The sequence below is a fragment of the Amycolatopsis coloradensis genome, from assembly GCF_037997115.1.
Taxonomy (GTDB): Bacteria; Actinomycetota; Actinomycetes; order Mycobacteriales; family Pseudonocardiaceae; genus Amycolatopsis; species Amycolatopsis coloradensis_A.
Genome location: NZ_CP150484.1, coordinates 1,731,713 through 1,756,079, shown reverse-complemented (window position 1 = coordinate 1,756,079; position 24,367 = coordinate 1,731,713). Strand labels below are relative to the sequence as shown.

Here is a 24,367-nt window from a genome sequence, read left to right as displayed (position 1 = left end):
GGAAGGCGAGACCGATGACCTACCCACCCCAGCCAGGCCAGCCCTATGGCCAGGACCCCCAGGGACAGCAGCCGCACCAGGGTGGCTGGGACCAGACCCAGCAGTACGGTCAGCCACAGCAGTACGGGCAGCAGCAGGGCTGGGACCAGACCCAGCAGTACCCGCAGCAGCCCCAGCAAGGCTGGGACCAGACCCAGCAGTACCCGCAGCAGCCCCAGCAGGGCTGGGACCCGAACAACCAGGGCTACCAGCAGGGCTTCGGCGGCCCGCCCGCGCCGCCGTCGAAGAGCAAGACCGGTCTGATCATCGGGATCGTGATCGGCCTGGTCGTGCTGATCGCGTTCGGTGTCACCGGGTTCGTCGCGCCGGGCTTCCTGCTCAGCAAGGACGAGGGGAACAACACGGCCGCGCCGCCCGCGTCGTCGTCCGAACAGGCGCCGACCTCCGCGCCGAAGAGCAGCCCGAAGTCGAGCTCGCCCAGGAGCAGCCCGAGGAGCACCGAAAGCGGGGGCACGGGCTCCGAGGGCAACCCGAAGGGCATCCAGAACCTGAAGGACTTCCTGGCCAAGGTGAGCGCCGGGGACAAGGCCGGCGCGCTGGCGCTGGTGTGCCAGGACATGAAGGCGACCATGGGGGACTCGATCGACATCATGGCCCCGGCGCCGTCGCAGCTGGAGGTCACCTCGACTGCCGGTATCGGCGACGGGTTCATCACCGGTGACATCGAGGGCACGGTCAAGGGCAAGAAGGTGAGCGGGTCGGGGATCTCCTCGGACGACAACCCGGACAAGTCCTTCTGCGTCCGCAACTTCTTCGTATTCTGAGCGGATGAAGCGGTTTCTCCGCTCCCCGCTGCTCTGGACCTTCGTCGTCTCGCTCGTACTGCTGCTCGCGGTCGGCGGCTGGTTGCTGACGGATCCGGCGACCAGCCGCAGCGAGGCGCTGAAGACCGGCGGCATCGCCGGGGGCGCCATCGTCGCGCTGTACGCGTTGTGGCTCAACGACAGGCGGCGCCGGGTCGAGGAGCGGCGGCAGGAGGTCGAACGGCAGCGGCAGGAACTCGAGTTGCGGCGGGCCGACCAGGACCGGGACCGGATCTCGGACGAACGGTTCGCGAAGGCCGTCGAACTGCTCGGCCACGAAGCCGACCAGGTGCGGGTGGGGGCCCTGCACGCGCTGGCGGGGCTGGCTCGCGGCCGCGAGATCTACAAGCAGACCGTGCTGGACATCCTGTGCTCGTACCTGCGGCGGCCGTTCCAGCATCCGCGGTACAAGGACACGGCGAAACGGGACGGGAACACCGCACCGGCGGAGGGCTCCGCGGAGGAGGACCAAGAACTCCAGGTGCGGCAGACCGCGCAACGGCTGATCGGGGAACTGCTCCCGGCCGCGGATTCCGAGGGAACGCACGCGTACGACCTCGACCTGACCGGCGCGGTACTGGAGTACTTCGATCTCTCGGAGCGGAAGATCGGCAAGCTGTTGCTCCGCTACGCGGGTTTGTACAGCAGTACCAACCTGTCCGGCTGTGTGTTCCTCGGGCCGGTGTACTTCACCGGCGCGGGAACGAAAGAGGAGAAGCGCATCGGCTTCTTCCGGTGCAGTGACGCCAGGTTCGAACAGCGGGCGTGGTTCAGCGGGGTCCGGTTCTCCGAGGACGTCGAGTTCCGCGGCACCGTGTTCGCGGGCGAGACCTCCTTCAAGGACAGTGTCTTCGCGAAGGACGCCGTCTTCGCGGACGCCGAGTTCAAGGGGACGCTCGATCTGCGCCGCGCGCGGTTCGAGGGCTTCGGGGATCTGAGTTTCCGCGAACCGCCCGGCACGGTGTCGCTCTACAACACGTCGGTGGAACCGGCGAGGGACCACGAACTCCCGGCGGGCTGGTCCGTCGAGACCCTGCCGGACGGCCGCGCCCGGCTCACGGTGAAGGACTGATGAGGCGCCTGCTCAGGTCGCCGCTGCTGTGGACGTTGCTGTCCTCGGTCGTGGTGCTCGTCGGGGTCACCGCCTGGCTGCTCATGGACCGCGCGACCAGCCGCGGCGACGCGCTCAAGACCGGCGCGCTGGCGGGCGGGGCGATCGCCGCGCTCTACGGGCTTTGGCTCAACGACCGGCGAAGGCGGACCGAAGAGGACCGGCACGAGATCGAGCGCAGCCGGATCTCCGACGAGCGCTTCGCCAAGTCGATCGAACTGCTGGGCAACGAAGCCGACCAGGTCCGGGTCGGGGCGATGCATTCCCTCGCCGGGCTGGCCAGGACGCGTCCGGAGTACCGGCAGACGGTGCTCGACGTGTTGTGCGCCTACCTGCGGCGGCCGTTCGAGCATCCGAGTTTCGATCCGGGCCTCGACTGGGACGACGACAAGGAAAAGCGGGCGGCGGCGGAACGGGAACGGCTGGTCCGGCGCGCGGCCGAGCGGCTGATCCGCGACATCCTTCCCCACGCCGGGACCACCGGGCCGACGCTTTCGCTCAACCTCAGCGACGCCCGGCTCGACAAGCTGGGGCTGCTCGGCAGGCGGATCGGCTGGTTCGGCGCGGATCGTTGCGAGGTGCTGTCCTATCTCGACCTCACCGACGCTCAGCTTTCCGGGAAGTTCCTGCTCGAGAACGCGACCATCCACGGCGGGTTCGAGCTCACGAGGGCGAGGTTCGAACGGAAGGTGTCGCTGGACAACACGGTCGTCGCGAGACCTGTCGACTTCAGTGTGGCGACCTTCGAGGAACCTCCTTCGCTGGAGGGCGCGAAGTTCCCGGCCGGCTCAGTTCTTCCCGAAGAAGGCTGAAGGGCGCCTTCCCCGCATCACATGCGGTGAAAGCGCCCTTCGCTGCGTCCTATGCGGGGAAAGTCCCCTTCAGCTCAGTCGAACAGGGCCGGGAGCGTCTTCTCCCAGGTCTCCCGGAGCTCGTCCAGCGTGAACTCCGTGATGTCCTGAAGTTCGAGCGAGCCAGACTCCGGGTCCACCACACCGGTCTTGCGCCACGGCAGGCCACGCGCGGTCAGCATCTCGGTGAACCGCAGTTCCTCGGTGCGCGGCACGGCGACCAGCACCCGGCCCGCGGACTCGGAGAACAGCTGCACGAACGGGTCCTGCTCAGCGTCGAGGAAGACGCGGGCACCGCACTGTCCGATGAGGACGGTCTCGACGAGCGTCTGGATCAGGCCGCCGTCGGAGATGTCGTGCGCGGCGGAGATCATGCCGTCGCGGGAACCGGCGATGAGGATGTCGGCGAGCAGCTTCTCTCGCGCCAGATCCACGCGCGGCGGACGGCCGCCGAGGTGGCCGTGCAGTTCGCGCGCCCAGGCGGAACCGTCCAGCTCGTCGTGGGTCTCGCCCAGCAGCAGCAGGGTTTCCCCGGCCTCGGCGCCGATTCCGGTGGGGATGCGGCGGGTGACGTCGTCGATCACGCCGAGCACGCCGACCACCGGGGTCGGCAGGATGGCCACGTCACCGGTCTGGTTGAAGAAGCTGACGTTGCCGCCGGTGACCGGGATGCCGAGCTCGACACAGCCGTCGGCGAGACCGTGCACGGCCTGCTCGAACTGCCACATCACGCCAGGGTCGGTCGGCGCGCCGAAGTTCAGGCAGTCCGACACCGCGACCGGCTTCGCGCCACTGGTGGCGACGTTGCGGTACGCCTCGGCCAGCGCGAGTTTCGCGCCCTCGTACGGGTCGAGGTAGACGAACTTGCTGTTGCAGTCGGTCGAGACTGCGACACCGCGGCCGGTGGACTCGTCGATCCGGATGACGCCCGAGTCCGACGGCTGCGCGAGCACGGTGTTGCCGCGCACGTAGCGGTCGTACTGGGAGGTCACCCATTCCTTCGACGCCTGGTTCGGCGACGAGATCAGCTTGAGGATGTCGGCCCGCAGTTCGTCCGAAGTGGACGGACGTGGCAGCTTCGCCGAGGTGTCGGCCTGCAGAGCGTCCTGTGTGGACGGACGCTGGATCGGACGGTCGTACACCGGGCCCTGGTGCGCCACGGTGTGCGCCGGCACGTCGACGACGACCTCGTCGTTCCAGGTGATGACCAGGTGCTCGCCGTCGGTGACCTCGCCGATGTCGGTGGCGATGACGTCCCACTTCTCGCAGACCTTCATGAACGCCTCGACGTTCTCCGGCGAGACGACCGCGCACATCCGCTCCTGCGACTCGCTGGAGAGCACCTCCGCCGGGGTCATCCCGGTGGCGCGCAACGGAACCCGGTCGAGGTAGATGTGCATCCCACCGTCGCCGGCGGCCGCCAGCTCCGACGTCGCGCAGGAGAGCCCGGCGCCGCCGAGGTCCTGGATGCCGACGACGAGCTTCTGGGCGAACAGTTCGAGACAGCACTCGATGAGCACCTTCTCGGTGAAGGGGTCGCCGACCTGGACGCTGGGCAGCTTCTTGCGGCCCCCCGATGTCCCGCCAGTCTCGTCACCCGAGAAGGTGTCGCTGGCGAGGACGGACACGCCGCCGATGCCGTCGAGGCCGGTGCGCGCGCCGAACAGGATGATCTTGTTGCCCTTGCCCGAGGCGAAGGCCAGGTGCAGGTCCTCGACGCGCATCGCGCCGACGCACAGGGCGTTGACCAGCGGGTTACCGGAGTAGCTCGGATCGAACACGAGCTCGCCGCCGATGTTCGGCAGGCCGAGGCAGTTGCCATAACCGCCGACGCCGGCGACCACACCGGGCAGCACGCGCCGGGTGTCGGGGGCGTCCGCCGGGCCGAAGCGCAGCGCGTCCGCCACCGCGAGCGGGCGCGCGCCCATCGCCATGATGTCGCGCACGATGCCGCCGACGCCGGTCGCGGCGCCCTGGTACGGCTCCACGTAGGACGGGTGGTTGTGGCTCTCGACCTTGAAGGTGACCGCCCAGCCCTCGCCGATGTCGACGACACCCGCGTTCTCGCCGATGCCGGCGAGCATCTTCTCCTTCATCTCGGGAGTGGCCGTCTCGCCGAAGTAGCGCAGGTGCTTCTTCGAGGACTTGTACGAGCAGTGCTCGCTCCACATCACCGAGTACATCGCCAGTTCGGCGTCGGTCGGACGGCGGCCGAGGATCTCCCTGATCCGGGCGTACTCGTCGTCGGCGAGGCCGAGCTCGACGTACGGCTGGGTCAGTTCGGGGGTCGCCTCGGCGCGTTGAGTGGTGTCAACGGTGCTGGTCACGGTGTCCGCATCAGGGTTCGCCACGGCCTTAAGAGTAGGCGAGCGCGTGGGGCCGCTCGCGGTCGCCCACGGATAAATCGGTCGCGCCCGCGACGGTGATCGGCTTACCGTCGGCAATCGTGCTTTCCGCCACATATCCCCTTCCGCGACTACGACTGCCCGCCAAGCCGACCGCGTGGCGGTACCTGATCAGGATGATGCTCGCGCGCCCGGGACTGCTCGCCGTTTCGGCGATCAGCGGTGCGCTGTGGTCGCTGCCGATCGCCCTGCTGCCGGTCGCGATCGGCCGGGGCATCGACGCGATCGGCCGCGGCGACGGCGATTCCGTCTGGCTCTGGGGTCTCACGGCCGCCGGCCTCGGGATCGCACAGACGATCGCGGGCACGGTGCAGCACTTCGCGTCCTACGGTTGCTGGATCCACGGCGCCGGGGTGACGCAGCGCCTCGCCACCGAACACGCGGCGAAGCTGGGCGCGAACCTGCGGGATACGACCACCACGGGTGACGTGGTCGCGATCACCACCAGCGACATCAATCCGATCGGTGATTCGTTCGAGGTGCTCGGGCGGGCCTTCGGTTCGCTGATCGCGTTCATCGTGTGCGCGACGGCGCTGCTGTCGACGTCTCCGCTGCTCGGCGTGGTCGCGCTGATCGGTGTCCCGCTGGCGGTGGTCGGCATCGGACCGCTGCTGAAGCCACTGGAGAAGCGCCAGACGAAGCAGCGCGAGGAGAAGACCGACGTCAACGCGCTCGCCGCGGACATCGTCTCCGGCCTGCGGATCCTTCGCGGTGTCGGCGGCGAGAAGCAGTTCCTCGACCGCTTCCGCCGCTCCAGCCAGCGGGTCCGGGCGGCAGGGGTCCAGGTCGGGCGCAGCGAGGCGTGGCTCGCGGCGGCCGAGGTCGCGCTGCCGGGTCTGGTCACGGTGGTCATCACCTGGCTGGGCGCGCAGCTGGCGATCAACGGCACCATCGGCGTCGGCGAGCTGATCACGTTCTACGGCGTCTCGGTGTTCCTGGTGATCCCGGTGACGACGGCGACCGAGTTCGCGGGTGTGCTGAGCGCCGCGCTGGTCGCGGCGCGGAAGGTGTGCAAACTGCTGTCCACCGAGCGCACGCTCGCCGAGCCGGAGCACCCGGTGCCGCTGCCGGAAGGCCCGCTGGACCTGTACGACGAGACGTCCGGGATCAAGGCCGAGGCCGGGAAGCTGACCGTCATCGACGTCGGGGCCGACGCCGAAGCGGTGGCTTCGCGGATGGCGCGGTTCACCGATCCGAGTGAACCTGCGCTCGTCGGCGGGGTTCCGGTGGACCAAGTCTCCCTCGACGAGCTGCGGCGGCGGGTCGTGTTCGCGCACAATCAGGACATCTGGTTCTCCGGTGTGCTGCGCGAGCAGGTCACCCCCGCCGAGCCCGGAGACGTCGAGATCACCGAAGCGCTGTACGCGGCGGACGCCGACGACATCGTGGACGCGCTGCCCAACGGCGTCGACGAGGTGATCGGCGAACGCGGACGTGAGGTCTCCGGCGGTCAGCGGCAACGGCTGAACCTGGCCCGCGCGCTGGCGACCGACGCCGACGTCCTGCTGCTCGACGAGCCGACCTCGGCCGTCGACGCGCACACCGAAGCCCGCATAACCGAACGCGTCGCGAAGCTGCGGCGCGGCAAGACCACCGTCGTGTTCAGCCAGAGTCCACTGTGGACACACGTGGCCGATGTGGTCGTGAGCACGAAAGCGGTCGCCTGAAGACGGACCCGCCGCGCCCGCCTTTGACCGCCACCCCGGGGGTAAGGAAATGACAGCATGAAGAAGCTGCCGCTGGCAGACAAGAAGGACGTTCGACGGTGGATCAAGGAGACCGCGCGGGCCAACAAGCGCGAGTTCTCCGTGATGCTCGGCCTGTTCTGCGTCGCGACCGCGATCGGGCTGGCCGGGCCGAGGCTGCTGGGTGCGCTGGTGGACGAGGTCGTCGAAGGTACGACGACCACCACGATCACCTGGCTCGCGGTCGCGTTCGTGGTCGTGCTGGGCGCACAGGCCTGGTTCAAGGGCCTGGCCCGGCTCCGCGCGCGGGTGTTCGGTGAGCGGATCCTGGCGCGCAACCGCGAGGAGTTCGTCGGGAACGCGCTGAACCTGCCGCTGGGGACGGTCGAGGCCGCGGGCACCGGTGACCTGCTCAGCCGGGCGACCACCGACGTCAGCCGTATCGACCACGCGGTGCGGTTCGGCGCGCCGGAAATCCTGATCGCCGCGGTCACGGTGGTGTTCACCGTGGTGGCGATGGTGATCACGTCGCCGTTCCTGGCGCTGGGCCTGCTGGTCGCGCTGCCGCTGCTGGTGCCGGTGAACATCTGGTACCAGCGGCGGATCCCCGACGTGATGCGGCGGATGCTCGACAAGTGGTCCGAGCTGCAGTCCACCACGCACGAGACGGCGGAGGGCGCGCGGACGGCGGAGGCGCTGAGCCTGACCGGCCGCCGGATCCGGACCGGGCACGACGGCCTCGACGCGTCGATGCTGGGCGAGCGCAAGATCCGGGCGCTGCAGATGCGCTGGATCCCATCGCTGGAGATCAGCTACGTGCTGCCGGTGCCGGTGATGCTCGGGCTGGGCCTGCTCGCCTACTCGAACGGCTGGGAAGGGCTCGGCACGATCACCGCGATGCTCCTGTACTCGCAGGTCATGACCGGCCCGCTGAACGAGGCGCTGTTCTGGCTCGCGGACATGCAGGTCGCCGGGGCTTCGCTGCGGCGGCTGCTGGGCGTGCGGCCCGCCCCGTCTTCGGAGACGGCCTCGGAGACTCCGCGCGGCCAGGACATCGAGGTCCGCGACGTGCGCTTCGGCTACAACGCGGACCGCGAGGTGCTGCACGGGATCGACCTGCGAGTCCCCGCCGGGGAACGGCTGGCGATCGTCGGGCCCTCCGGTGCAGGCAAGTCGACCCTGGGACGGCTGCTGGCCGGGATGTCGGCGCCGACGTCGGGCTCGGTGCGCATCGGCGGCGCGGAGGTGTCGACGCTGCCGGACGACGTCCTGCGTGGCGAGGTCCTGCTGCTGACGCAGGAGCAGCACGTCTTCGCGGGGACGCTGCGGGACAACCTCACGCTGCCCGCCGGGGACTGGACCGACGACCGGCTGCTGGCCGCGCTGGCCTCGGTCGGCGCTGCGGAGTGGGTGGCGAGCCTGCCGGACGGGCTGGACACGAAGGTCGGGGCCGGGGCGGTCGCCGTCCCGGCGGCGATGGCGCAGCAGCTGGCGCTGGCGCGGGTGGTGCTGGCCGACCCGCACACGCTGGTGCTGGACGAGGCGACGTCGCTGCTGGACACGGGTTCGGCGCGGGAGCTGGAGCGGTCTTTGAGCGCGGTGCTCGAAGGGCGCACGGTGATCGCGATCGCGCACCGGCTGCACACCGCGGCCGCGGCGGACCGGGTCGCCGTCATCGAGGGCGGCCGGGTGACCGAGCTGGGTTCGCACGCGGAGCTGCTGGCCGCAGGTGGACCTTACGCGGCTCTGGTGGCCGCCGCCTCCTGACGTGACATGAAGGACTCCTTCATCGCGAATTTTGCGATGAAGGAGTCCTTCATGTCAGTTGGGTCAGGCNAACGCCTGGAAGCAGGTCTTCCCGGGCCTCGCGAATTTTGCGATGAAGGAGTCCTTCATGTCAGTTGGGTCAGGCGGAGACGAAGGCGTCCACGGCGCTGTAGAACATGCCGAGCCCGTCGTCGGAGGGCCCGGTGAGGGCGTCGATGGCGTGCTCCGGGTGCGGCATGAGCCCGACCACGCGGCCGTTCTCGCTGCGGATCCCGGCGATGTCGTTGCGCGAGCCGTTCGGGTTGCCGCCGACGTAGCGGAACACCACGCGGCCCTCGCCCTCAAGCTCGTCGAGAGTGGCCTGCTCGGCGACGAAGCAGCCGTCGATGTTCTTCATCGGGATGAGGATCTCGGCGTCCTTGTCGTACCGGGTGGTCCACGCGGTGTCGTTGTTCTCGACGCGCAGCCACTGGTCACGGCAGATGAAGTGCAGGCCCGCGTTGCGGATCATCGCGCCCGGCAGCAGCCCGGCCTCGCACAGGATCTGGAAGCCGTTGCAGATGCCCAGCACCGGCATGCCCTTGTGGGCGGCCTCGATCACCGACGACATCACCGGCGCGAACCGGGCGATGACGCCGGCGCGCAGGTAGTCGCCGTACGAGAAGCCCCCCGGGACGACGACGGCGTCGACACCCTTCAGGTCCTCGTCCGCGTGCCACAGCGGCACGGCTTCGGCGTCGGCGTAGCGGACCGCGCGGGCCGCGTCACCGTCGTCGAGCGTGCCGGGGAACGTGATGACCCCGATGCGGGCGCTCACGCGTCCACCCGCTTGATGGTCCACTGCTCGATGACGGGGTTCGCGAGGAAACCCTCGGCGATCTTTTCGAGCGTCGCGTCGTCGACGGAGTCGTCGACCTCGATCTCGAAGTGCTTGCCCTGACGGATCTCGGCGATCCCGGTGAAGCCGAGACGACCGGCGGCGCCGAGCGCGGCTTGGCCCTGCGGGTCGAGGATTTCGGGCTTGGGCATGACGTCGACGACGACTCGGGCCACGGCAGGCTGCTCCTTATTCACGCAGGTCGTGGGTACCGCCAGAGCCTACTTCACTACGGTTGCCGCATGACCTACGGGCAGTACACACCGCCGAAGAAGTCGAAGGCCTGGCTCTGGATCACGCTGGCGCTGGTCTTCGTCCTGATCGCGGGCGGTGTCGCGTTCACCGGCTTCGTGACGCCGGGGTTCTTCAAGGCCAAGGCCGACACCACCTCGCGCGCGACGCCGGAGCAGCTGAGCCAGTCTTTCGCGAACGGCGTCGGCGAAGATCGTGTCAGCTCGCTCTGGTGCCCGATCCGCTCGAAGCGGTCCTACACCTTCGAGCAGGTCATGGCCGTCTCCGAAGGCGCACAGCTCAGCACGCCCGCGCGCCAGCGTGCGCCGCAGGAGTACTCGGCCGCGCTCACCACCGGCGGCCAGACCGTCGGGATCGCGATGATCCCCGGCGAGGGCGGCTGGTGCGTGCGCGACGCCAAGATCGGCGGCGAGCCCGAGCCATTGCCGGGCATCGAGACGAAGCCGTCGCCGCGGCCCGACGTCAAGACCGGGGAAGAGGCGGGGAACAAGTTCGTCGACGCGATCAACGCGCGCGACATCCCGGCGGCGTTGTCCGTGCTGTGCGGGAAGGTGCCAGACACGACCCGCGACGGCGTGCAGCAGATCATCCACGGCGAGGCGAGGTACACCGTCGAGAAGGCCGACGTGCTGGCCACCGCCGAGCAGACGATCCTGCACCTCACCGGTGAAGTCGACGGCGTCCAGAAGCCTGGCCGGGTCGAGACCGAGGATGATGCCGAGGGTGGCCCCTGCGTGGCTTCTTTTTCCCCCGACTCCGACTGAGCTCGCACCGATCCTTCGACTGGGGGATGCTCGGAGCGCGGGCGTTGGGCCAAGATGAGCCCTTTGACGGGGCGTCAACACCGGGCGAGCAGCAGGAGGCACCGTGGCCGATCAGGACTCCTTCGACTACGTGATCGTCGGCGCGGGCAGCGCGGGATGCGTACTGGCGAACCGGCTGAGCGAGGATCCGTCGGCGCGGGTGCTCCTGCTCGAAGCGGGCGGCGAGGACGACGCCGACGAGATCCACATCCCCGCCGCGTTCCCTGGCCTGTTCAAGACGAAGTGGGACTGGAACTACGAGACGGTCGAGCAGAAGCACACCGGCAAGACGTTGTACTGGCCGCGCGGGAAGACGCTCGGCGGCTGTTCTTCGATCAACGCGATGATCTACATCCGCGGCAACCGCGCGGACTACGACGGCTGGCGTGACGGGCACGGCGCCGAGGGCTGGGGTTTCGACGACGTCCTGCCGTACTTCAAACGGGCGGAAGGGAACCAGCGGCTCGGCGGGCCACTGCACGGCACCGACGGGCCGCTGAACGTCGAGGACCGTCGCTTCACCCACGAGCTGTCCCATGCCTGGGTGGATTCCGCGGTCGCCTGGGGTCTCAAACGCACCGACGACTTCAACGGCGAGTCACAGGAAGGCGCCGGTGTCTACCAGGTGACGTGCAAGAAGGGCCGCCGCTGGTCGACGGCCGACGCGTACCTGCGGCCGGCCTTGTCGCGCCCGAACCTCACGGTCCGGACGCATGCGCAAGCCACCCGCGTCGTCTTCGAAGGCACCCGTGCCGTCGGTGTGTCCTATTTGGACAAAGGCGCCGAGACGACGGTGCGCGCGTCGACCGAGGTCCTGCTGAGCGGCGGTGCGGTGAACTCGCCGCAACTGCTGATGCTTTCCGGGGTCGGTCCGGCGGAACACCTGCGGGAGCACGGGATCGACGTCGTCGCCGCGCTTCCCGGCGTCGGCGGCAACCTGCACGACCACCCGGCCTGCGGGATCATCTGGTCGACCCGCGGCACCACCGACCTGGTGGACGCGGCGACACCGGGCGGCCTGGTGCGGTACCAGCTCACCAAACGCGGCCCGCTGACTTCGAACATCGGCGAGGCGGGCGCGTTCTTCCCCGCCGCGGACGGTGTTTCACCGCCGGACATGCAGATCCACGTCGCGCCGACGTTGTTCTACGACAACGGGATGCACGAGCCGACGGTGTCGGGCTTCACGTCGGCGGCGACCCTCGTGAACGTCGCGAGCCGGGGACGACTGCGGTTGAAGTCGGGGAATCCCTTGTGGAAGCCCGAAATCGACCCGGCGTGCTACGCCGAGTCCGTGGACATGGAGAAGATGCTCGCCGGACTGCGCGCCCTGGTGGAGATCGGGAAGTCCGGCCCGCTGGCGCGGTATCTGGACAAGCCGTTCCTGCCGGAGCGGCACGACCTGACCGACGGCGAACTGGCCGACTACGTGCGCGAGAGGACGCAGACGCTGTACCACCCCGTCGGGACCTGCTCGATGGGGACGGGCGAGAACGCCGTGGTCGACCCGTCGCTGAAGGTGCGCGGGGTGGAGGGGCTGCGCGTGGTGGACGCTTCGGTGATGCCCGTGGTGCCGCGCGGGAACACGAACGCGCCGACGATCATGGTGGCGGAGAAGGCCGCGGACCTCATCCGGGCCTCGTGACCGGTCCTTTCACGCCCTCACAAGCGCGATGAAGGGGCCTTTCATAGCAAATTCTGCTATGANGTCGCCACCGTGAAGGACGCCATGCCGGCCGCCGGCGTGGTAGCAAATTCTGCTATGAAAGGCCCCTTCATCGCACACGAGGGTTGACCGGCGGCGGCTCAGCGCTTGCCGTGCAGCACCGTAATGAGCTTCGCCACCAGCACGTCGGTCTTTTCCTTGCGGGAGAACGAGGTCAGCACGATCGGCGCGGTGAACCGCTGCCGCGCGACGGCCTTCGGCCGGGCGAACTCGCGCAGGCCTTCCGGGCCGTGGATCCGGCCGAAGCCCGAGTCGCCGACGCCGCCGAAGGGCAGCGAAGCGATACCGGCGAAGGAAAGCGGTGCGTTGATCGACGTCATGCCGGTGCGCAGCCGACCGGCCAGTTCGAGGCCGCGCGACTTCGAGAACACCGCCGATCCGAGGCCGTACTTCGTGTCGTTGGCCTTCTCGACGGCTTCGTCCATGTCGCGGACCTTGGCGATGGTGACGGTCGGGCCGAACGTCTCCTCCTGGACCGCGGCGGAGTCCTCCGGCACGTCGACGAGCACCGTCGGCTGCACGTAGCGGTCGCCGACCGCGTCGACGCCGCCGACCAGCGCCTTCCCGCCGCGTTCGATGGCGTCCGCGATGTGGCGCTTGATCACCGAAAGCTGCGAAGGCATCGTCACCGGGCCGTACTGCGCGGCCGCGTCCGAGCCGGCCCGCACGTCCTTCGACTTCTCGACGACCTTCGCGACGAACTCGTCGTGCACGCGCTCGTGGACGTACACGCGCTCGATGCCGATGCAGGTCTGGCCCGAATTGGAGAACGCGCCCCAGACGGTCGCGTCGGCGGCGGCCTCGAGATCGGCGTCCGCGTCGACCAGGACCGCGTCCTTGCCGCCGGCCTCGATGATCACCGGGGTCAGCGTCTCGGCGGCCGCGGCCATGATCTTCTTGCCGGTGGCGGTCGAACCGGTGAAGGCGATCTTGTCGACGCCTCCGCTGACGAGCGAAGCGCCGGTCTCGCCGAAGCCGGTGATCAGCTGCAGCACCGGCCACTCCGGGACGACCTCGTTGAACGCGTCGACCAGCCACTTCCCGACGCCGGGCGTGTACTCGCTGGGCTTGAAGACGACGGTGTTGCCGGCGGCGAGGGCGTAGGCGATGGAGCCGAGCGGCGTGAAGACGGGGTAGTTCCACGGGCCGATCACGCCCACGACGCCGAGCGGCTGGTACTCGACCGTCGCCGCCTGGTTCGACATGACCAGCCCGACGGCGCGGCGCTGCTTGCCGAGGATCTTGCGCGCGTGCTTGCCCGCCCACGCGATGTGCTCGATGGCGAGGACGCTCTCCAGTTGCGCGTCGGCGATCCGCTTCCCGGTCTCGTCGCGCACGACCTGGCAGAGCTGCGGCAGTCTGCGGGTGATGACGCCCTTCCAGCGGCGAAGGCGTTCGGCGCGGCCGTCGTAGCCGAGCCCGGCCCACCATTCGGCGGCGTCCCTCGCGCGGGCGATGGCGGCGCGGACGTCCTCCTTGGTGTGCACCGGGTAGGTGCCCACGACCTCGTCGGTCGCCGGGCTGAGGGAATCGAAGGTCTCCCCCACGCTGTGCGCGGTCGGCTTCGGCTGGACTGCGGTCATCGACTTCTCCCGTGTCTCGGCTCAAAGCCCAGGCTACGACGTTACTGACGGCGTGCCAATAGCTCGCCTGGGGCGTGCCACCAGCATCGCACAGGAGACGACGGCCGCAAGGACACCGAGAAGCGGGGCCATCCAGACCGGCAGTACCCCGATCGCCAGCGAGCCCAGCCCGAAGCCCGACGCCTGCACGGTGAACGCCAGCGAGAACCCCTCCGACCGGCGGCGTTCCGGCAACAGCTTCTGCAGGTTGACCGACGAGACCGCCATCAGCGGACCGGTGCAGATCCCGATCAGCCCGACCCCGCCGAGCAGCCCGGCCCAGCCGAAGCCCGCCGAAACCACGATCCCGCCGAGCACGAAACCGGCAAGGAACAGCCGCGGATCGCCGGCCTTCCCCCGCGCCGCGTACAGCGCGCTCCCGCCGATGCTGGCGCCGCACAGCACCACGATGACGATCGCCGTCGCCGATTCGGGGGCGCCGAGGCGCTGGACGAGCGGCAGCAGCCCGACCTCGATGGTCGACAGCAGGAGCCCGACGGTGAACAGGCCCGCCAGCCAGGGCACACAGGCGGCGACCGGGATCAACTGCCGCTCGACCGTCCTTCGTGGATTCCGGGGGACGCTTCGCCGCGGCACGAGCAGGGCCGCGAACAGGGCGACTACGGCCATCGCGAGGACAGGGACGGCCGGGCCGGACGTCGCCAGGAGCGCCACCAGCAGCGGTCCGCCGACGATGACGCCTTCGAGGATCATCGCGTCGATCGAAACGGCCCTCGGCAGTTCCTCTTCGGTCACCGTCCCGGCGAGCAGCGTCCGGAAGCCACCGTTCAAACCGCCCGCGACCAGTCCCGGTGGGATCGCCAGCGCGAGCAGCACCCAGTCCGGCGCTCCGGTCGAAGCGACCGCGGCCAGCAGGAACAGTCCCGCGGCGACCAGTGGAAGCAGCACGACGAGACCGCGTGCGGGTCCGACGCGGTCGAGCAACCGCCCTGTCGGCACGGCGCCGACCATCTCGGCGGCGACGAAGACGGCCATCATGATGCCGCCGAGGCGGTACGAACCGGTCGCCGCGGTGGTCAGCACGGTGAAGGCCAGCGGCGCCATCGTGGCGGGCAGCCGGTTCAGCTGGACCCCCGCCGACCAGCGCCAATACCCGGAATTACGCAGCAACGTCATGCCACGAACACTGCCGAACCCGGTCTGGCCGAAACCATTGATTAGGGAATACCCTAATCAGATGATCGAGCTGGTCTTGACCGCCGAGAGCGCCAACCGCGTCCGCTTCGGCATCTCCCCGCTCGACGAGACCATGGGCGCGATGCAGACGCTGCTCGGGCGGCGCGGGCATCCGAGTCACCTGCCGTGGCTGCGCGAGGCCGCCGCGAAACTGCCGGACCTGCCCATCGACGGCTTCGCGAAGGTGATGAGCGCGCGGCACTACATCACCGATTTCCTCAGCCCGCCGCCGAGCGGCCCGGAGACCACCGCGTCCGCCCAGCTCGCCGAAATCCGCCGTACGGCGCCGGAGCAGGTCGCACATGAACTGTCCAAAGTAGACGCAGACCTGAGCGGATTGCCGGAAGATCCCGCCGAGGCAAGGGATCTGCTGGCGTGCCAGATGGAGATCGCCTGGACCGAACTGGTCGAGCCACATTGGCCCCGGATGCGCCGATTCCTGGTCGCCGACATCGAGGAACGCTCGCGACGCCTGGCCGCCGGCGGTATCGCGCTGGTACTCGAAGACATCCACCCGCGCGTGCGACTGGTCGACGACGTCCTGGTGATCGAGATGAAGGAACGCGGCCGCGTCCACCTCGACCGACGCGGATTGCTGCTCATCCCCGGCGTCTTCGCGTGGCCTTCGGTCGGGGTGATCACGATGGAACCGTGGCAGCCTTCGCTGCTGTACCCGGCTCGCGGGGTAGCCGAACTCTGGTCGGACCCCGAACGTCCGCCCGGCGCGCTCGCGGGGGTGCTCGGCCGGACGAAGGCCACGCTGCTCACGACGCTCAACGAACCCGCGAGCACCACGGAACTGGCTCGCAGGCTGGGTTTCTCGGCGCCGACGGTCTCGCAGCATCTCACCGCGATGCGTACGGCGGGCCTGCTCGACACACGGCGACGCGGCCGCGAAGTGCGCTACCTGCGCACCGAACTTGGCGACGCCCTGCTCCGGGCATAGGGTGGAAATGAGCTACCGCGAAGGAGAACACCGATGCGTATTGTCCATTTTGGACACGCTTGCACACTTCTGGAGACGGAGGGCGCGCGGATCCTGATCGACCCCGGCACCTTCTCGGCGGGCTTCGAGGGCGAGCGTGAGCTGGACGCCGTCCTGATCACCCACCAGCATTTCGACCACCTCGACATGGACAGGCTCCCCGCGCTGCTGGCGGCGAATCCCGGCGTGCGGCTGATCGTCGATCCGGGTTCCGCCGAAGCGGTGGGGAAGATCGGCGCCGAGTTCCAGATCGCGAATCCCGGCGACGCCTTCGAGATCGGTTCCAGCGGCATCAACGTCGTCGGTGGCGAGCACGCGGTGATCCACGAGGAGATCCCGGTGATCCCGAACGTCGGCTACCTCGTCGACCACGGCGCGTTCTACCACCCCGGCGACTCGTTCTTCGTGCCGGAACAGAAGATCGACGTCCTCGGCCTGCCCACCGGCGCCCCGTGGCTCAAGGCGGGCGAGGCCGTCGACTACCTGCGTGCGGTGTCGCCACGCCTCGCCGTCCCGATCCACGAAGCCGTCCTCGCACGGCCGCAGATGCACTACGGCCTGTTCGCCAACCTCGCCCCGGAAGGCACCGAGGTGAAGGTGCTCGATGTCGGGGAGCCGGTGAAGCTCTAGCTCCGGTACGCGAGTTTCCGCACCAGGATCTCCGCCGGTCCCCGATACGACCGGCGGTGCATCAGGTAAGCGACGACGACCGTCAGCAGCCACACGCCGAGCCCGCAGGCGGCCGCGACGAACGTGCTGCCGCCCAGTCCCAGCATGAACGGTGGCGCCAGGATCAGCCACGCCACCGACTGGAACAGATACGCGCTCAGCGTGCGCTGGCCGAGCGCGGAGATCGCGGTGACCACGACACCGCGGCGCTTCTTGCCGACCGCCATGCCGGCGAGGCCGAACAAACTGACGTAGCCGATCGCACCGAACAGACCGGCGCCTTCGTACATCAGCTTCGCCAGCACGGCGGTTCCTTCGTCGAAGCCGACGTAGTCACCGGCGAAAAGGCTCATCGGCAGCGCTCCCGCGATCGCGACGCCGAAACCGCCGAACGCGCCGAAGAGGAGCAGTCTCCGATTCGGTTCCTCCAGTATGCGCTTCTTCGCGGCCCAGGCGCCCACCCAGACGAAGAGGATGGACGACAGCAGGACCGCCGTGGTCATCGGCCATTCGGTGAGACGCTCGCGCACGGCGTCGCCGTACGTCGGCGCCAGGGACGACACGTCCTCGACGGAGGGGACCGGCGCGCTCCCGGAGCCGCCGGTGAGCACCAGGTACATCAGCACGGCGAGGTAGCAGACGCCAATCCCGAGGTACACCACCGGAATCCGATAGAAACCCTTGCCGCGCTTCAGAAGCAGCAGGGTGAACACCACGCCGATCACGCCGTACGCGCCGAGCACGTCGCCGGAGAAGAACAGCACGCCGTCGACAGCGCCGAAAACCAGCAGCCACGCGTGGCGGCGAAGCAGGACGCCACGCGTCCGCGGCCATGGCTGCCCCAACGCCTCCTGGCGCTCGGCGAACTGCACCATCCCGTAGCCCAGCATCATGCCGAACAGGGGCAGCGCGCACGCGTGGACGAGCACGAACAGCAGCACGTAGTACGGCCGCTCCAGGCCCTGCGGCGTCTGGTCGACGCCCGGCGTGTTCCCGAGGAAGATGCTCGCGGTATGCGCCAGCGCCACGAGCAGGAGCGCGAAACCCCTGGCCAGGTCCGGGGCGAGCACTCGCTCGCTCGGCGGTGTCGATGTCATGGTTCCCCCTTTAGTATCCAACGTACACTAATTAGTGTCCGACGGATACTAAAGACAGGAGAGGTGCTTTGTCAGCTCGGGTCGACGAGCGCGGCGATGCCGTCGAGCACGACGCCGAGACCGAAGTCGAAGTCGGAGTTCTGTTCGGAGTCACCCAGCCCCGAGGTCAGAAAACCCACCGCATCGGGAAAACGTCCGGGGTCGATCAGCTCGGCGAGGCCCTTGCCGTAGGCCTGTTCGGCCTGCGCCTGACTCAACCCGCTCTCTTTCCGCCCCTCGGCGAGCTGGATGGCCTGCGCGCACGCGAGGCGGACGAAGCCGCTGACCAGCACCAGGATCCCGCCCTTGGTACCCCAGTCGAGGCCCGTGTCGCGCAGCGTCCGCAGGATCGCGTCCATCCACGCGACCGCGTGCGGCCCGGCAGGAGGGCCGGCGAGCGGCAGCTCGACCAGCCACGGGTGCTTCATCAGGACATCGCGGTTGGCCTCGGCCAACGTGGTCAGCTCGGCTCGCCAATCACCGGCGGGCTCCACCGTCGGCGGATCGCCGATGGCGAAATCGGCCATCAGCTCCAGCAGCTCCGCCTTCGAACCGATGTGGCGGTACAGGGACATCTTCGTGACGCCCAGGTCCTTCGCCACGCTCGCCAGCGTCACGTTCGCGACGCCTTCGCGATCGGCGAGGTCCACCGCGGCCGCCACGACGCTGTCGATGCCGAGTACGGACGGCCTGCCGCGTGTCGGACGCTCCGCTCGCCGCCAGAGCCGCATCAGCGTCGCCGGTGCGTCCCCCTCGTCGGTCATCCCGACAATTTAACCCGCGTTCGCGAGAGCGAGCCGTAGGTGGTTCCGAATGCGCGGTTCTCCAGCGAGACGTCGACGGCGTCGAGGAACGCCTGCCGCAGCCCCGGCCGGGCGAGGTCCGCGGCGTCGATGCCGAGCCGGACGAGCCCGCCGCGGCGCGCGGCCCTGGCGGCGGCCAGCACGAGCGCGAAACACCGGACGGTCTCCGTCCGGTGTTTCGGCCCACCGAACTCCTGAACCCTGGCGCGCTGGACCTGGCCGGACACCAGATCCCGCACCGAGACCAAGTCCGCGCACAGCGTGAACCCGTGCTCGCGCAGGGCCTGCAGAGTGCCCTCGGACGCGATCCAGCGCGGCGGCGCGAACCCGTCGACGGCCATGCCGTTGGCGTCGAGCGCCGCCTTCGCCGCGATGAGCCGCAGCCGCGCCTCGTGCGCGGGAAGAGCCGCGAACTCGGCGCGTTTGCCCAGGTAGACGGCACGATGGGTGGGCGGGACCTGGTGGTCGTAACCGTGCAGGAGGACGGAGTCGCCGTGGGTACGGCGCGTCCGGACCCACTCGGTCACGGGGCCCTCGCCGGTGCGAGCGGCGTAGAGCACCGACAACGGGACCCTGCGCCGGTCGAGCTCGGCCGCGAGATCGGCACAGCGGTGCAACGTCCGGGTGGTCACGCCGGACAGGGAAACCAGCAAACGTGCATCCACCCCGCCAGTGAGCCAGCCCGGGCTTTCGGCGGACTGACGTCGGAGTGAACTCCGCAGGTCAGGCGGGCCAATCCTGCAGCGACCGGCCGGTGATGCGTTCGTACGACTCGATGTACCTCGCCCGCGTGGCGGCGACGATGTCCTCGGGCAGGCGCGGCGACCCCGGTCTGTCCCGGCGATGCCAGCCGGACGCGGGACTGGTGAGCCAGTCCCGCAGGGGCTGCTTGTCGAACGACGGCTGCGGGCGGTCCGGCGCGTATCCACCGGCGGGCCAGTAGCGCGAGGAATCCGGGGTCAGGACCTCGTCGGCGAGCACGAGGTTCCCCTCGCGGTCGATGCCGAATTCGAGCTTCGTGTCCGCGAGCAGGATGCCGCGTTCGGCGGCGAACTCCGCGCCGCGGCGATACACCGCCAGCGTCGCCTCACGGACCTCCTCGGCCAGTTCGCGGCCGAGTTGCCCGACGACGTCGGAGAAGGCGATGTTCTCGTCGTGCGAGCCGTGGTCGGCCTTCGTCGCGGGAGTGAAGATCGGTTCGGGGAGCCGGGACGACTCGGTCAGGCCCGGGGGAAGTTCGACGCCGCAAACCCTGCCGCACGCGCGATAATCGGCGAGACCGGTACCGGTGAGATATCCGCGGGCGACGGCTTCGAGCGGCAGCATCGCCAGCCGCCGCACCAGCAGCGCGCGGCCGCGGACCTCGGCGGGGATGCGTTCGTCTGCGTAGGAGACCAGGTGGTTGGGGAGAACATCGGAGAGCAGGGAGAACCAGAACACGCTCATCGCGGTGAGCACCCGCCCCTTGTCCGGGATGGGCGTGTCGAAGACGACGTCGTAGGCGGAGATCCGATCCGAAGTGACGAGCAGCAGATGCTCGTCATCGACGGCGTAGAGCTCACGGACCTTGCCGGCGGCGATCTTCGGGTATTCGAGCGTCGTCACGGCTGCACCCTAGCGATCAAGGATGATGGCTGATCATGCCGATCCACTGCGTTTCGTTCACGACCGACTACGGGCTGAGAGACGGTTTCGTGGCCGCGTGCCACGGCGTGATCGCGCGGATCGCGCCGTCCGTACGGGTGATCGACGTGAGCCACGAGATCCCTCCGCAGCAGGTCAGGACCGGCGCCGAGGTCCTCGCCCAGACCGCGCCGTATCTGCCGGAGTCGGTCCATCTCGCCGTCGTGGACCCCGGCGTCGGCACGGCGCGGCGCGGTGTCGTGGTGGTCGCCGAGCGCGGAATGCTCGTCGGCCCGGACAACGGACTTCTCATTCCCGCCGCCGAAACACTCAGCGGGGTGATAGCGGCGTACGAACTCGCGGCCCCGGAGTACCACCTTCCGGTGACTTCGTCGACGTTCCACGGACGCGACGTCTTCGCCCCCGCGGCGGCGCATCTCGCGCTCGGCGTCGCCCCGGAGGAGTTCGGGCCACGCGTCGACGATCTCGTGCGCCTGCCGGACCCGTTCGTCGCGGTGTTCCCCGGCAAGCTGGTGGCCGAGGTGCTCACGGTCGACCACTTCGGCAACGTCCAGCTCGCCGCGAGCCCCGCCGACCTCGAACTGGCCGGGCTGTCCGGCACGGTCTCCGTCAGCAGCGAACACGTTCTGGTGAAAGCGCTGGTCGGCGACACCTTCGGCACGGTGCCACCGGGCCGGAACGTGCTCTACACCGATTCCGCGGGACGGCTCGCGGTCGCCGTGAACGGCGGCTCGGCGTCGGACGTGCTCGGGCTGGGGCCTGCCCAGGAGTGCACGATCACCTCGTCGCCGACGGACACCTGACCAGGGCCGGTCACCGCCATCTTGATCCCGAACGAGACGCCGCCCTCGGGCTCGCGGCGGTAGTCGGCGAGCGAACGGATCGGTTCCGGACCGGCCTTCTCACCGGTCTCCTGGTCGACCATCGGCACCGTGCAGCGGACGCAGACCTTGGCGTACCCCAGTTCGAGGCCACCGGCGGTGAGCGAACGGACGTCGTCCTCGCGGTGCGGTTCCGGCCAGCCCGAGACGACGATGTTGGGCCGGAAGCGGTCCATCGGCACGGCCTCGGCGCCGCGCGACGCGATGCGCTCGTTAAGACCGTCCAAAGAGGACTCGGAGGTCAGCAGGATCGCGTGCGCGTCGGCGAAGGCCGCGGTGCCGGGGATCTCGCCGTTGGTGACGCGCTCGTGTTCCGGCGCGAGCCCGACGAACACCGACGGCAGGCCGAGGACGGTGGAGAACCACTCGGCGGCCTCGTCACCCTGGTGGACGCCCTTGCCCTGCCAGGTGAACGTCGCCGCGGGATGCCGCGGTCCGTCCGTGACCGTCTCGACCAGGAGATCTTCGACGCCGGGAGCGGCGAGTCGCAGACGGGCGCCGTCGTCCAGGACCTCGGCCCGGATCGCGGCCATCACCGGATGCTTCCGCTGGCTGCGGAACTCACCCTCCGGGGAGACGACCATCCAGGCACGATCGAACCGCAGGCCCGCCGGGGTGACGTCGGCCGTTTCGACCGCCGTCCCGGCGCAGCCCTTGACCGGGTAATAGACCAGCTTCGCCACTCTCGCCATAGCCGCAGGTTAACGACTCAGGCCTCGTGAGTGGTAAGGACGGTTAGAACCGTCCTTACCACTCACGAGACGTGCCCCACCACGCCACCGCCGCCCTTGCTCGCCGGCTCCTCACAACACCTGCGACAGGAACCGCTGCAAACGCTCGCTCCGCGGAGCGTCGAAAATCGCCTCCGGAGCACCCTGTTCGACGATCTTCCCCTCGTCCATGAACGCGACCTCGTCGGCGACGCCACGCGCGAAACCCATCTCGTGGGTGACCACGAGCAGCGTCAGGCCGCGCTCGGCCAGCCCCGCCATCAGGGTGAGGACGCCCTTGACCAGCTCCGGGTCCAGCGCGCTGGTCGCCTCGTCGAACAGCATGACCTCGGGCTCCATGGCGAGCGCCCGCGCGATCGCGACCCGCTGCTGCTGCCCGCCCGAGAGCGCGCTCGGCCGGTACGGCGCCTTGTCGGCGAGGCCGACCTCGGCGAGACGGGCCTGCGCGATCTCCGCCGCTTCCTCCTTGCCGAGCTTGCGGACGCTACGCAGCGGCAGCGTGATGTTGTCCAGCACGCTGCGGTGCCCGAACAGGTTGAAATGCTGGAACACCATGCCGACCCGCTGCCGCAGCGCGTCCGGGTCGGACGAAATGACGCTCTCGCCGCCCAGCAGCAGGTCGCCGGAATCGGGCTCCTGGAGGCGGTTCACGCAGCGCAGTAGCGTCGACTTACCGGAGCCGGACGGGCCGATGATGCAGGTAGTGCGGCCCTTCTCGACCTTGAGATTCACACCCTTCAACACTTCGAGGGTGCCGAAGGAGACGTGGATGTCGCGGAGCTCGACGCTGGAGGAACGTACGGCGGACGTCATGGCATCGGCACCTTTCCGGTGTTCAGGAGTTCCGGCTCGCCGCCCTCGTCGTCGACCCGGATCTTCTTGCCGGTGCGGAGCTTCTTGTCGATGTAGTTGACCAGATGCGTCAGCGGCACGGTGATCACCAGGTACACCGCACCCGCCGCGACCAGCGGCGACAGGTTTCCGGTGTTCGCCGCGAGGTCCTGCCCGATGCGGAACAGGTCGCGCTGCTCGGCGAGGAAGCCGAGGAAGTACACCAGGCTGGAGTCCTTCACCAGCGCGATGAACTGGTTCACCAGCGCGGGCAGCACCCGCCGCACGCCCTGCGGGATGACGACGAGCGTCATCGCCTTGGTGTAGCTCATGCCCAGCGCGCGGCTGGCCTCCATCTGTCCTTTTTCGACACTCTGGATACCGGCGCGGAAGATCTCGCCGATGTACGCGGCGGCGATCAGGCTCAGCGCGAGAATGCCCAGCGGGTACGGGTTCCGCGACAACGACGGGATGAGGATCCCGCCGCCCTGTCCGATCACCAGGATGGTCAGGATCGCGGGCAGACCGCGGAAGATGTCCGTGTACACCCTGGCGGGCCAGCGCAGCCACGCCTTGCCGGAGAGGCCCATCGTGGCCAGCAGCATGCCGAGCACGGTGCCGATCAGCGCCGAGAACACCGACAGGATCAGCGTGTTCAGCAGACCGGTCCCGAGGAGGTCCGGGAAGACCTCCCAGATGTACTCCCAGTTCAGAAAGCTGTTGAGGAAATCGTCCACTTACTTCTGCCCGGCCTTGAACTCCGCGGGCACCGGCGCGTTCGGCTCGAAGCGCTGGTGCACCTTTTCCCAGGTGCCGTCGGCGATGACCGCCTTGAGCCCGGCGTTGATCTTGCCCGCCAGCTCGGTGTTGCCCTTCTTGACCGCGAACCCGTGCGGGATGGTCGTGGTGATCGCCTTGACCACCTTGAGCTTCGCGTCCGGGTTCTTCGCCGCGTATTCCTCGGCGGTCGCCTGGTCGAAGATCGCGCCGTCGATCGCGCCCGATTTGAGCGCGGCGAGGGCGGCGGCGTCCTGCGGGAACTTGACGGCCTGCGCGGTGGGCGCGTTGGCCGCCAGCCAGCTGTCCGACACCGTGCCCTGCACGACCCCGATCCGCTTACCGGCCAAGGAGTTCTCGTCGGTGATACCGGTGCCCTCGCGGGCCTCGATACCGAGCGACTGGTAGTTGTACGGCGCCGAGAAGTCGACGGTCTTGCGGCGTTCGTCGGTCTGCGAGATCCCCGAGCTGCCGATGTCGAACTTGCCGTTCGCGACCTGGCTCAGCAGGGTCGAGAACTCCGTGGAGACGAACTCGAGTTTCAGGTTCTGGTGCGCGGCGATGGCCTTCAGCAGCTCGTTGTCGAACCCGGTGAACACGCCGTTTTCCTGGTAGGCGTTGGGTTTCGAGTCGCTGAGCGTGCCGACGCGCAGCGGCCTTGTACTGGAGTTCTCTCCTCCACCGCACGCCGCCAGTACCGCCACGAGGACAGCACCGACAGCGGCGGCGAGTGACTTCTTCATCGTGATCC

General features: G+C 69.0%; 23 protein-coding genes. 10 read left to right on the top strand and 13 right to left on the bottom strand.

The window, feature by feature from the left end:
• Positions 1-14: 14 nt before the first annotated feature.
• Genes LCL61_RS08065 through LCL61_RS08055 form a run of 3 tightly spaced genes read left to right on the top strand, consistent with a single transcriptional unit; the run spans position 15 to position 2,786 of the window.
• On the top strand, positions 15-824 hold the full coding sequence (locus tag LCL61_RS08065) for a Twin-arginine translocation protein TatA (RefSeq protein WP_340686261.1): 810 nt from the start codon (positions 15-17) through the stop codon (positions 822-824).
• 4 nt (positions 825-828) lie between these two features.
• Positions 829-1,935: a pentapeptide repeat-containing protein gene (locus LCL61_RS08060; RefSeq protein ID WP_340686260.1), complete on the top strand. Its 1,107-nt coding sequence runs from the start codon at positions 829-831 to the stop codon at positions 1,933-1,935.
• Complete coding sequence (locus LCL61_RS08055; RefSeq protein WP_340686259.1) at positions 1,935-2,786, top strand: hypothetical protein; 852 nt, start codon at positions 1,935-1,937, stop codon at positions 2,784-2,786. The genes LCL61_RS08060 and LCL61_RS08055 overlap by 1 nt, the downstream gene beginning before the upstream one ends.
• A gap of 74 nt (positions 2,787-2,860) precedes the next feature.
• Here the strand turns inward: LCL61_RS08055 and purL are convergent, their stop codons facing one another.
• Positions 2,861-5,152: a phosphoribosylformylglycinamidine synthase subunit PurL gene (gene purL, locus LCL61_RS08050; protein ID WP_340688524.1), complete on the bottom strand. Its 2,292-nt coding sequence runs from the start codon at positions 5,150-5,152 to the stop codon at positions 2,861-2,863.
• Positions 5,153-5,271: 119 nt separating this feature from the next.
• Between purL and LCL61_RS08045 the strand changes: the two genes are divergently transcribed.
• Together LCL61_RS08045 and LCL61_RS08040 are read left to right on the top strand one after the other, a co-directional pair.
• The gene (locus LCL61_RS08045) at positions 5,272-6,897 is read left to right on the top strand and encodes an ABC transporter ATP-binding protein (protein ID WP_340686258.1); all 1,626 of its coding nucleotides are present in this window, start codon (positions 5,272-5,274) and stop codon (positions 6,895-6,897) included.
• 57 nt (positions 6,898-6,954) lie between these two features.
• Positions 6,955-8,682, top strand: coding sequence for an ABC transporter ATP-binding protein (locus LCL61_RS08040; RefSeq protein ID WP_340686257.1), 1,728 nt, complete (start codon positions 6,955-6,957; stop codon positions 8,680-8,682).
• A gap of 139 nt (positions 8,683-8,821) precedes the next feature.
• Here LCL61_RS08040 and purQ read toward each other — a convergent pair whose 3' ends face one another.
• Positions 8,822-9,499, bottom strand: a complete 678-nt coding sequence (gene purQ, locus LCL61_RS08035) for a phosphoribosylformylglycinamidine synthase subunit PurQ (RefSeq protein ID WP_340686256.1) — start codon at positions 9,497-9,499, stop codon at positions 8,822-8,824.
• A complete protein-coding gene (gene purS / locus LCL61_RS08030; protein ID WP_007032538.1) occupies positions 9,496-9,735 on the bottom strand; it encodes a phosphoribosylformylglycinamidine synthase subunit PurS in 240 nt (79 codons plus the stop codon). Before purS ends, purQ begins: the two co-directional genes overlap by 4 nt.
• A gap of 66 nt (positions 9,736-9,801) precedes the next feature.
• On the opposite strand from purS, the gene LCL61_RS08025 reads away from it, so the two are divergent.
• Positions 9,802-10,575, top strand: a complete 774-nt coding sequence (locus tag LCL61_RS08025; protein ID WP_340686255.1) for a hypothetical protein — start codon at positions 9,802-9,804, stop codon at positions 10,573-10,575.
• A gap of 103 nt (positions 10,576-10,678) precedes the next feature.
• Complete coding sequence (locus LCL61_RS08020; protein ID WP_340686254.1) at positions 10,679-12,259, top strand: GMC family oxidoreductase; 1,581 nt, start codon at positions 10,679-10,681, stop codon at positions 12,257-12,259.
• Between the two features lie 161 nt (positions 12,260-12,420).
• Here the strand turns inward: LCL61_RS08020 and LCL61_RS08015 are convergent, their stop codons facing one another.
• Together LCL61_RS08015 and LCL61_RS08010 are read right to left on the bottom strand one after the other, a co-directional pair.
• Positions 12,421-13,923 carry an aldehyde dehydrogenase family protein gene (locus tag LCL61_RS08015; protein ID WP_340686253.1) on the bottom strand — a complete coding sequence of 501 codons (1,503 nt, stop codon included), beginning with the start codon at positions 13,921-13,923 and terminating at the stop codon, positions 12,421-12,423.
• A gap of 33 nt (positions 13,924-13,956) precedes the next feature.
• On the bottom strand, positions 13,957-15,099 hold the full coding sequence (locus tag LCL61_RS08010) for an MFS transporter (protein WP_340686252.1): 1,143 nt from the start codon (positions 15,097-15,099) through the stop codon (positions 13,957-13,959).
• A 61-nt stretch (positions 15,100-15,160) separates the two neighbouring features.
• Here LCL61_RS08010 and LCL61_RS08005 point away from each other — a divergent pair, with 61 nt between their 5' ends.
• Complete coding sequence (locus tag LCL61_RS08005) at positions 15,161-16,105, top strand: ArsR/SmtB family transcription factor (protein ID WP_340686251.1); 945 nt, start codon at positions 15,161-15,163, stop codon at positions 16,103-16,105.
• Between the two features lie 33 nt (positions 16,106-16,138).
• The gene (locus LCL61_RS08000; RefSeq protein WP_340686250.1) at positions 16,139-16,774 is read left to right on the top strand and encodes an MBL fold metallo-hydrolase; all 636 of its coding nucleotides are present in this window, start codon (positions 16,139-16,141) and stop codon (positions 16,772-16,774) included.
• Here LCL61_RS08000 and LCL61_RS07995 read toward each other — a convergent pair.
• The 4 genes from LCL61_RS07995 to LCL61_RS07980 all read right to left on the bottom strand — a co-directional run bounded on the left by LCL61_RS07995 (position 16,771) and on the right by LCL61_RS07980 (position 20,357).
• On the bottom strand, positions 16,771-17,910 hold the full coding sequence (locus tag LCL61_RS07995) for a DUF418 domain-containing protein (protein ID WP_340686249.1): 1,140 nt from the start codon (positions 17,908-17,910) through the stop codon (positions 16,771-16,773). The genes LCL61_RS08000 and LCL61_RS07995 overlap by 4 nt on opposite strands.
• A 71-nt stretch (positions 17,911-17,981) precedes the next feature.
• A complete protein-coding gene (locus tag LCL61_RS07990; RefSeq protein WP_340686248.1) occupies positions 17,982-18,713 on the bottom strand; it encodes a TetR/AcrR family transcriptional regulator in 732 nt (243 codons plus the stop codon).
• Complete coding sequence (locus LCL61_RS07985) at positions 18,710-19,417, bottom strand: DUF2334 domain-containing protein (RefSeq protein WP_340686247.1); 708 nt, start codon at positions 19,415-19,417, stop codon at positions 18,710-18,712. The genes LCL61_RS07990 and LCL61_RS07985 overlap by 4 nt, the downstream gene beginning before the upstream one ends.
• A gap of 58 nt (positions 19,418-19,475) precedes the next feature.
• Positions 19,476-20,357 carry a phosphoribosylaminoimidazolesuccinocarboxamide synthase gene (locus LCL61_RS07980; protein WP_340686246.1) on the bottom strand — a complete coding sequence of 294 codons (882 nt, stop codon included), beginning with the start codon at positions 20,355-20,357 and terminating at the stop codon, positions 19,476-19,478.
• Positions 20,358-20,392: 35 nt separating this feature from the next.
• Between LCL61_RS07980 and LCL61_RS07975 the strand changes: the two genes are divergently transcribed.
• Positions 20,393-21,199, top strand: a complete 807-nt coding sequence (locus tag LCL61_RS07975; RefSeq protein WP_340686245.1) for an SAM-dependent chlorinase/fluorinase — start codon at positions 20,393-20,395, stop codon at positions 21,197-21,199.
• On the opposite strand, the gene LCL61_RS07970 is transcribed toward LCL61_RS07975, so the two are convergent.
• From LCL61_RS07970 to LCL61_RS07955, 4 genes are all read right to left on the bottom strand, one after another.
• Positions 21,082-21,969: an MOSC domain-containing protein gene (locus LCL61_RS07970; RefSeq protein ID WP_340686244.1), complete on the bottom strand. Its 888-nt coding sequence runs from the start codon at positions 21,967-21,969 to the stop codon at positions 21,082-21,084. The genes LCL61_RS07975 and LCL61_RS07970 overlap by 118 nt on opposite strands.
• A gap of 111 nt (positions 21,970-22,080) precedes the next feature.
• Positions 22,081-22,821, bottom strand: a complete 741-nt coding sequence (locus LCL61_RS07965) for an amino acid ABC transporter ATP-binding protein (protein ID WP_340686243.1) — start codon at positions 22,819-22,821, stop codon at positions 22,081-22,083.
• On the bottom strand, positions 22,818-23,576 hold the full coding sequence (locus tag LCL61_RS07960; protein WP_340686242.1) for an amino acid ABC transporter permease: 759 nt from the start codon (positions 23,574-23,576) through the stop codon (positions 22,818-22,820). The genes LCL61_RS07965 and LCL61_RS07960 overlap by 4 nt, the downstream gene beginning before the upstream one ends.
• Positions 23,577-24,359 carry an ABC transporter substrate-binding protein gene (locus LCL61_RS07955; protein WP_340686241.1) on the bottom strand — a complete coding sequence of 261 codons (783 nt, stop codon included), beginning with the start codon at positions 24,357-24,359 and terminating at the stop codon, positions 23,577-23,579.
• Positions 24,360-24,367 lie beyond the last annotated feature (8 nt).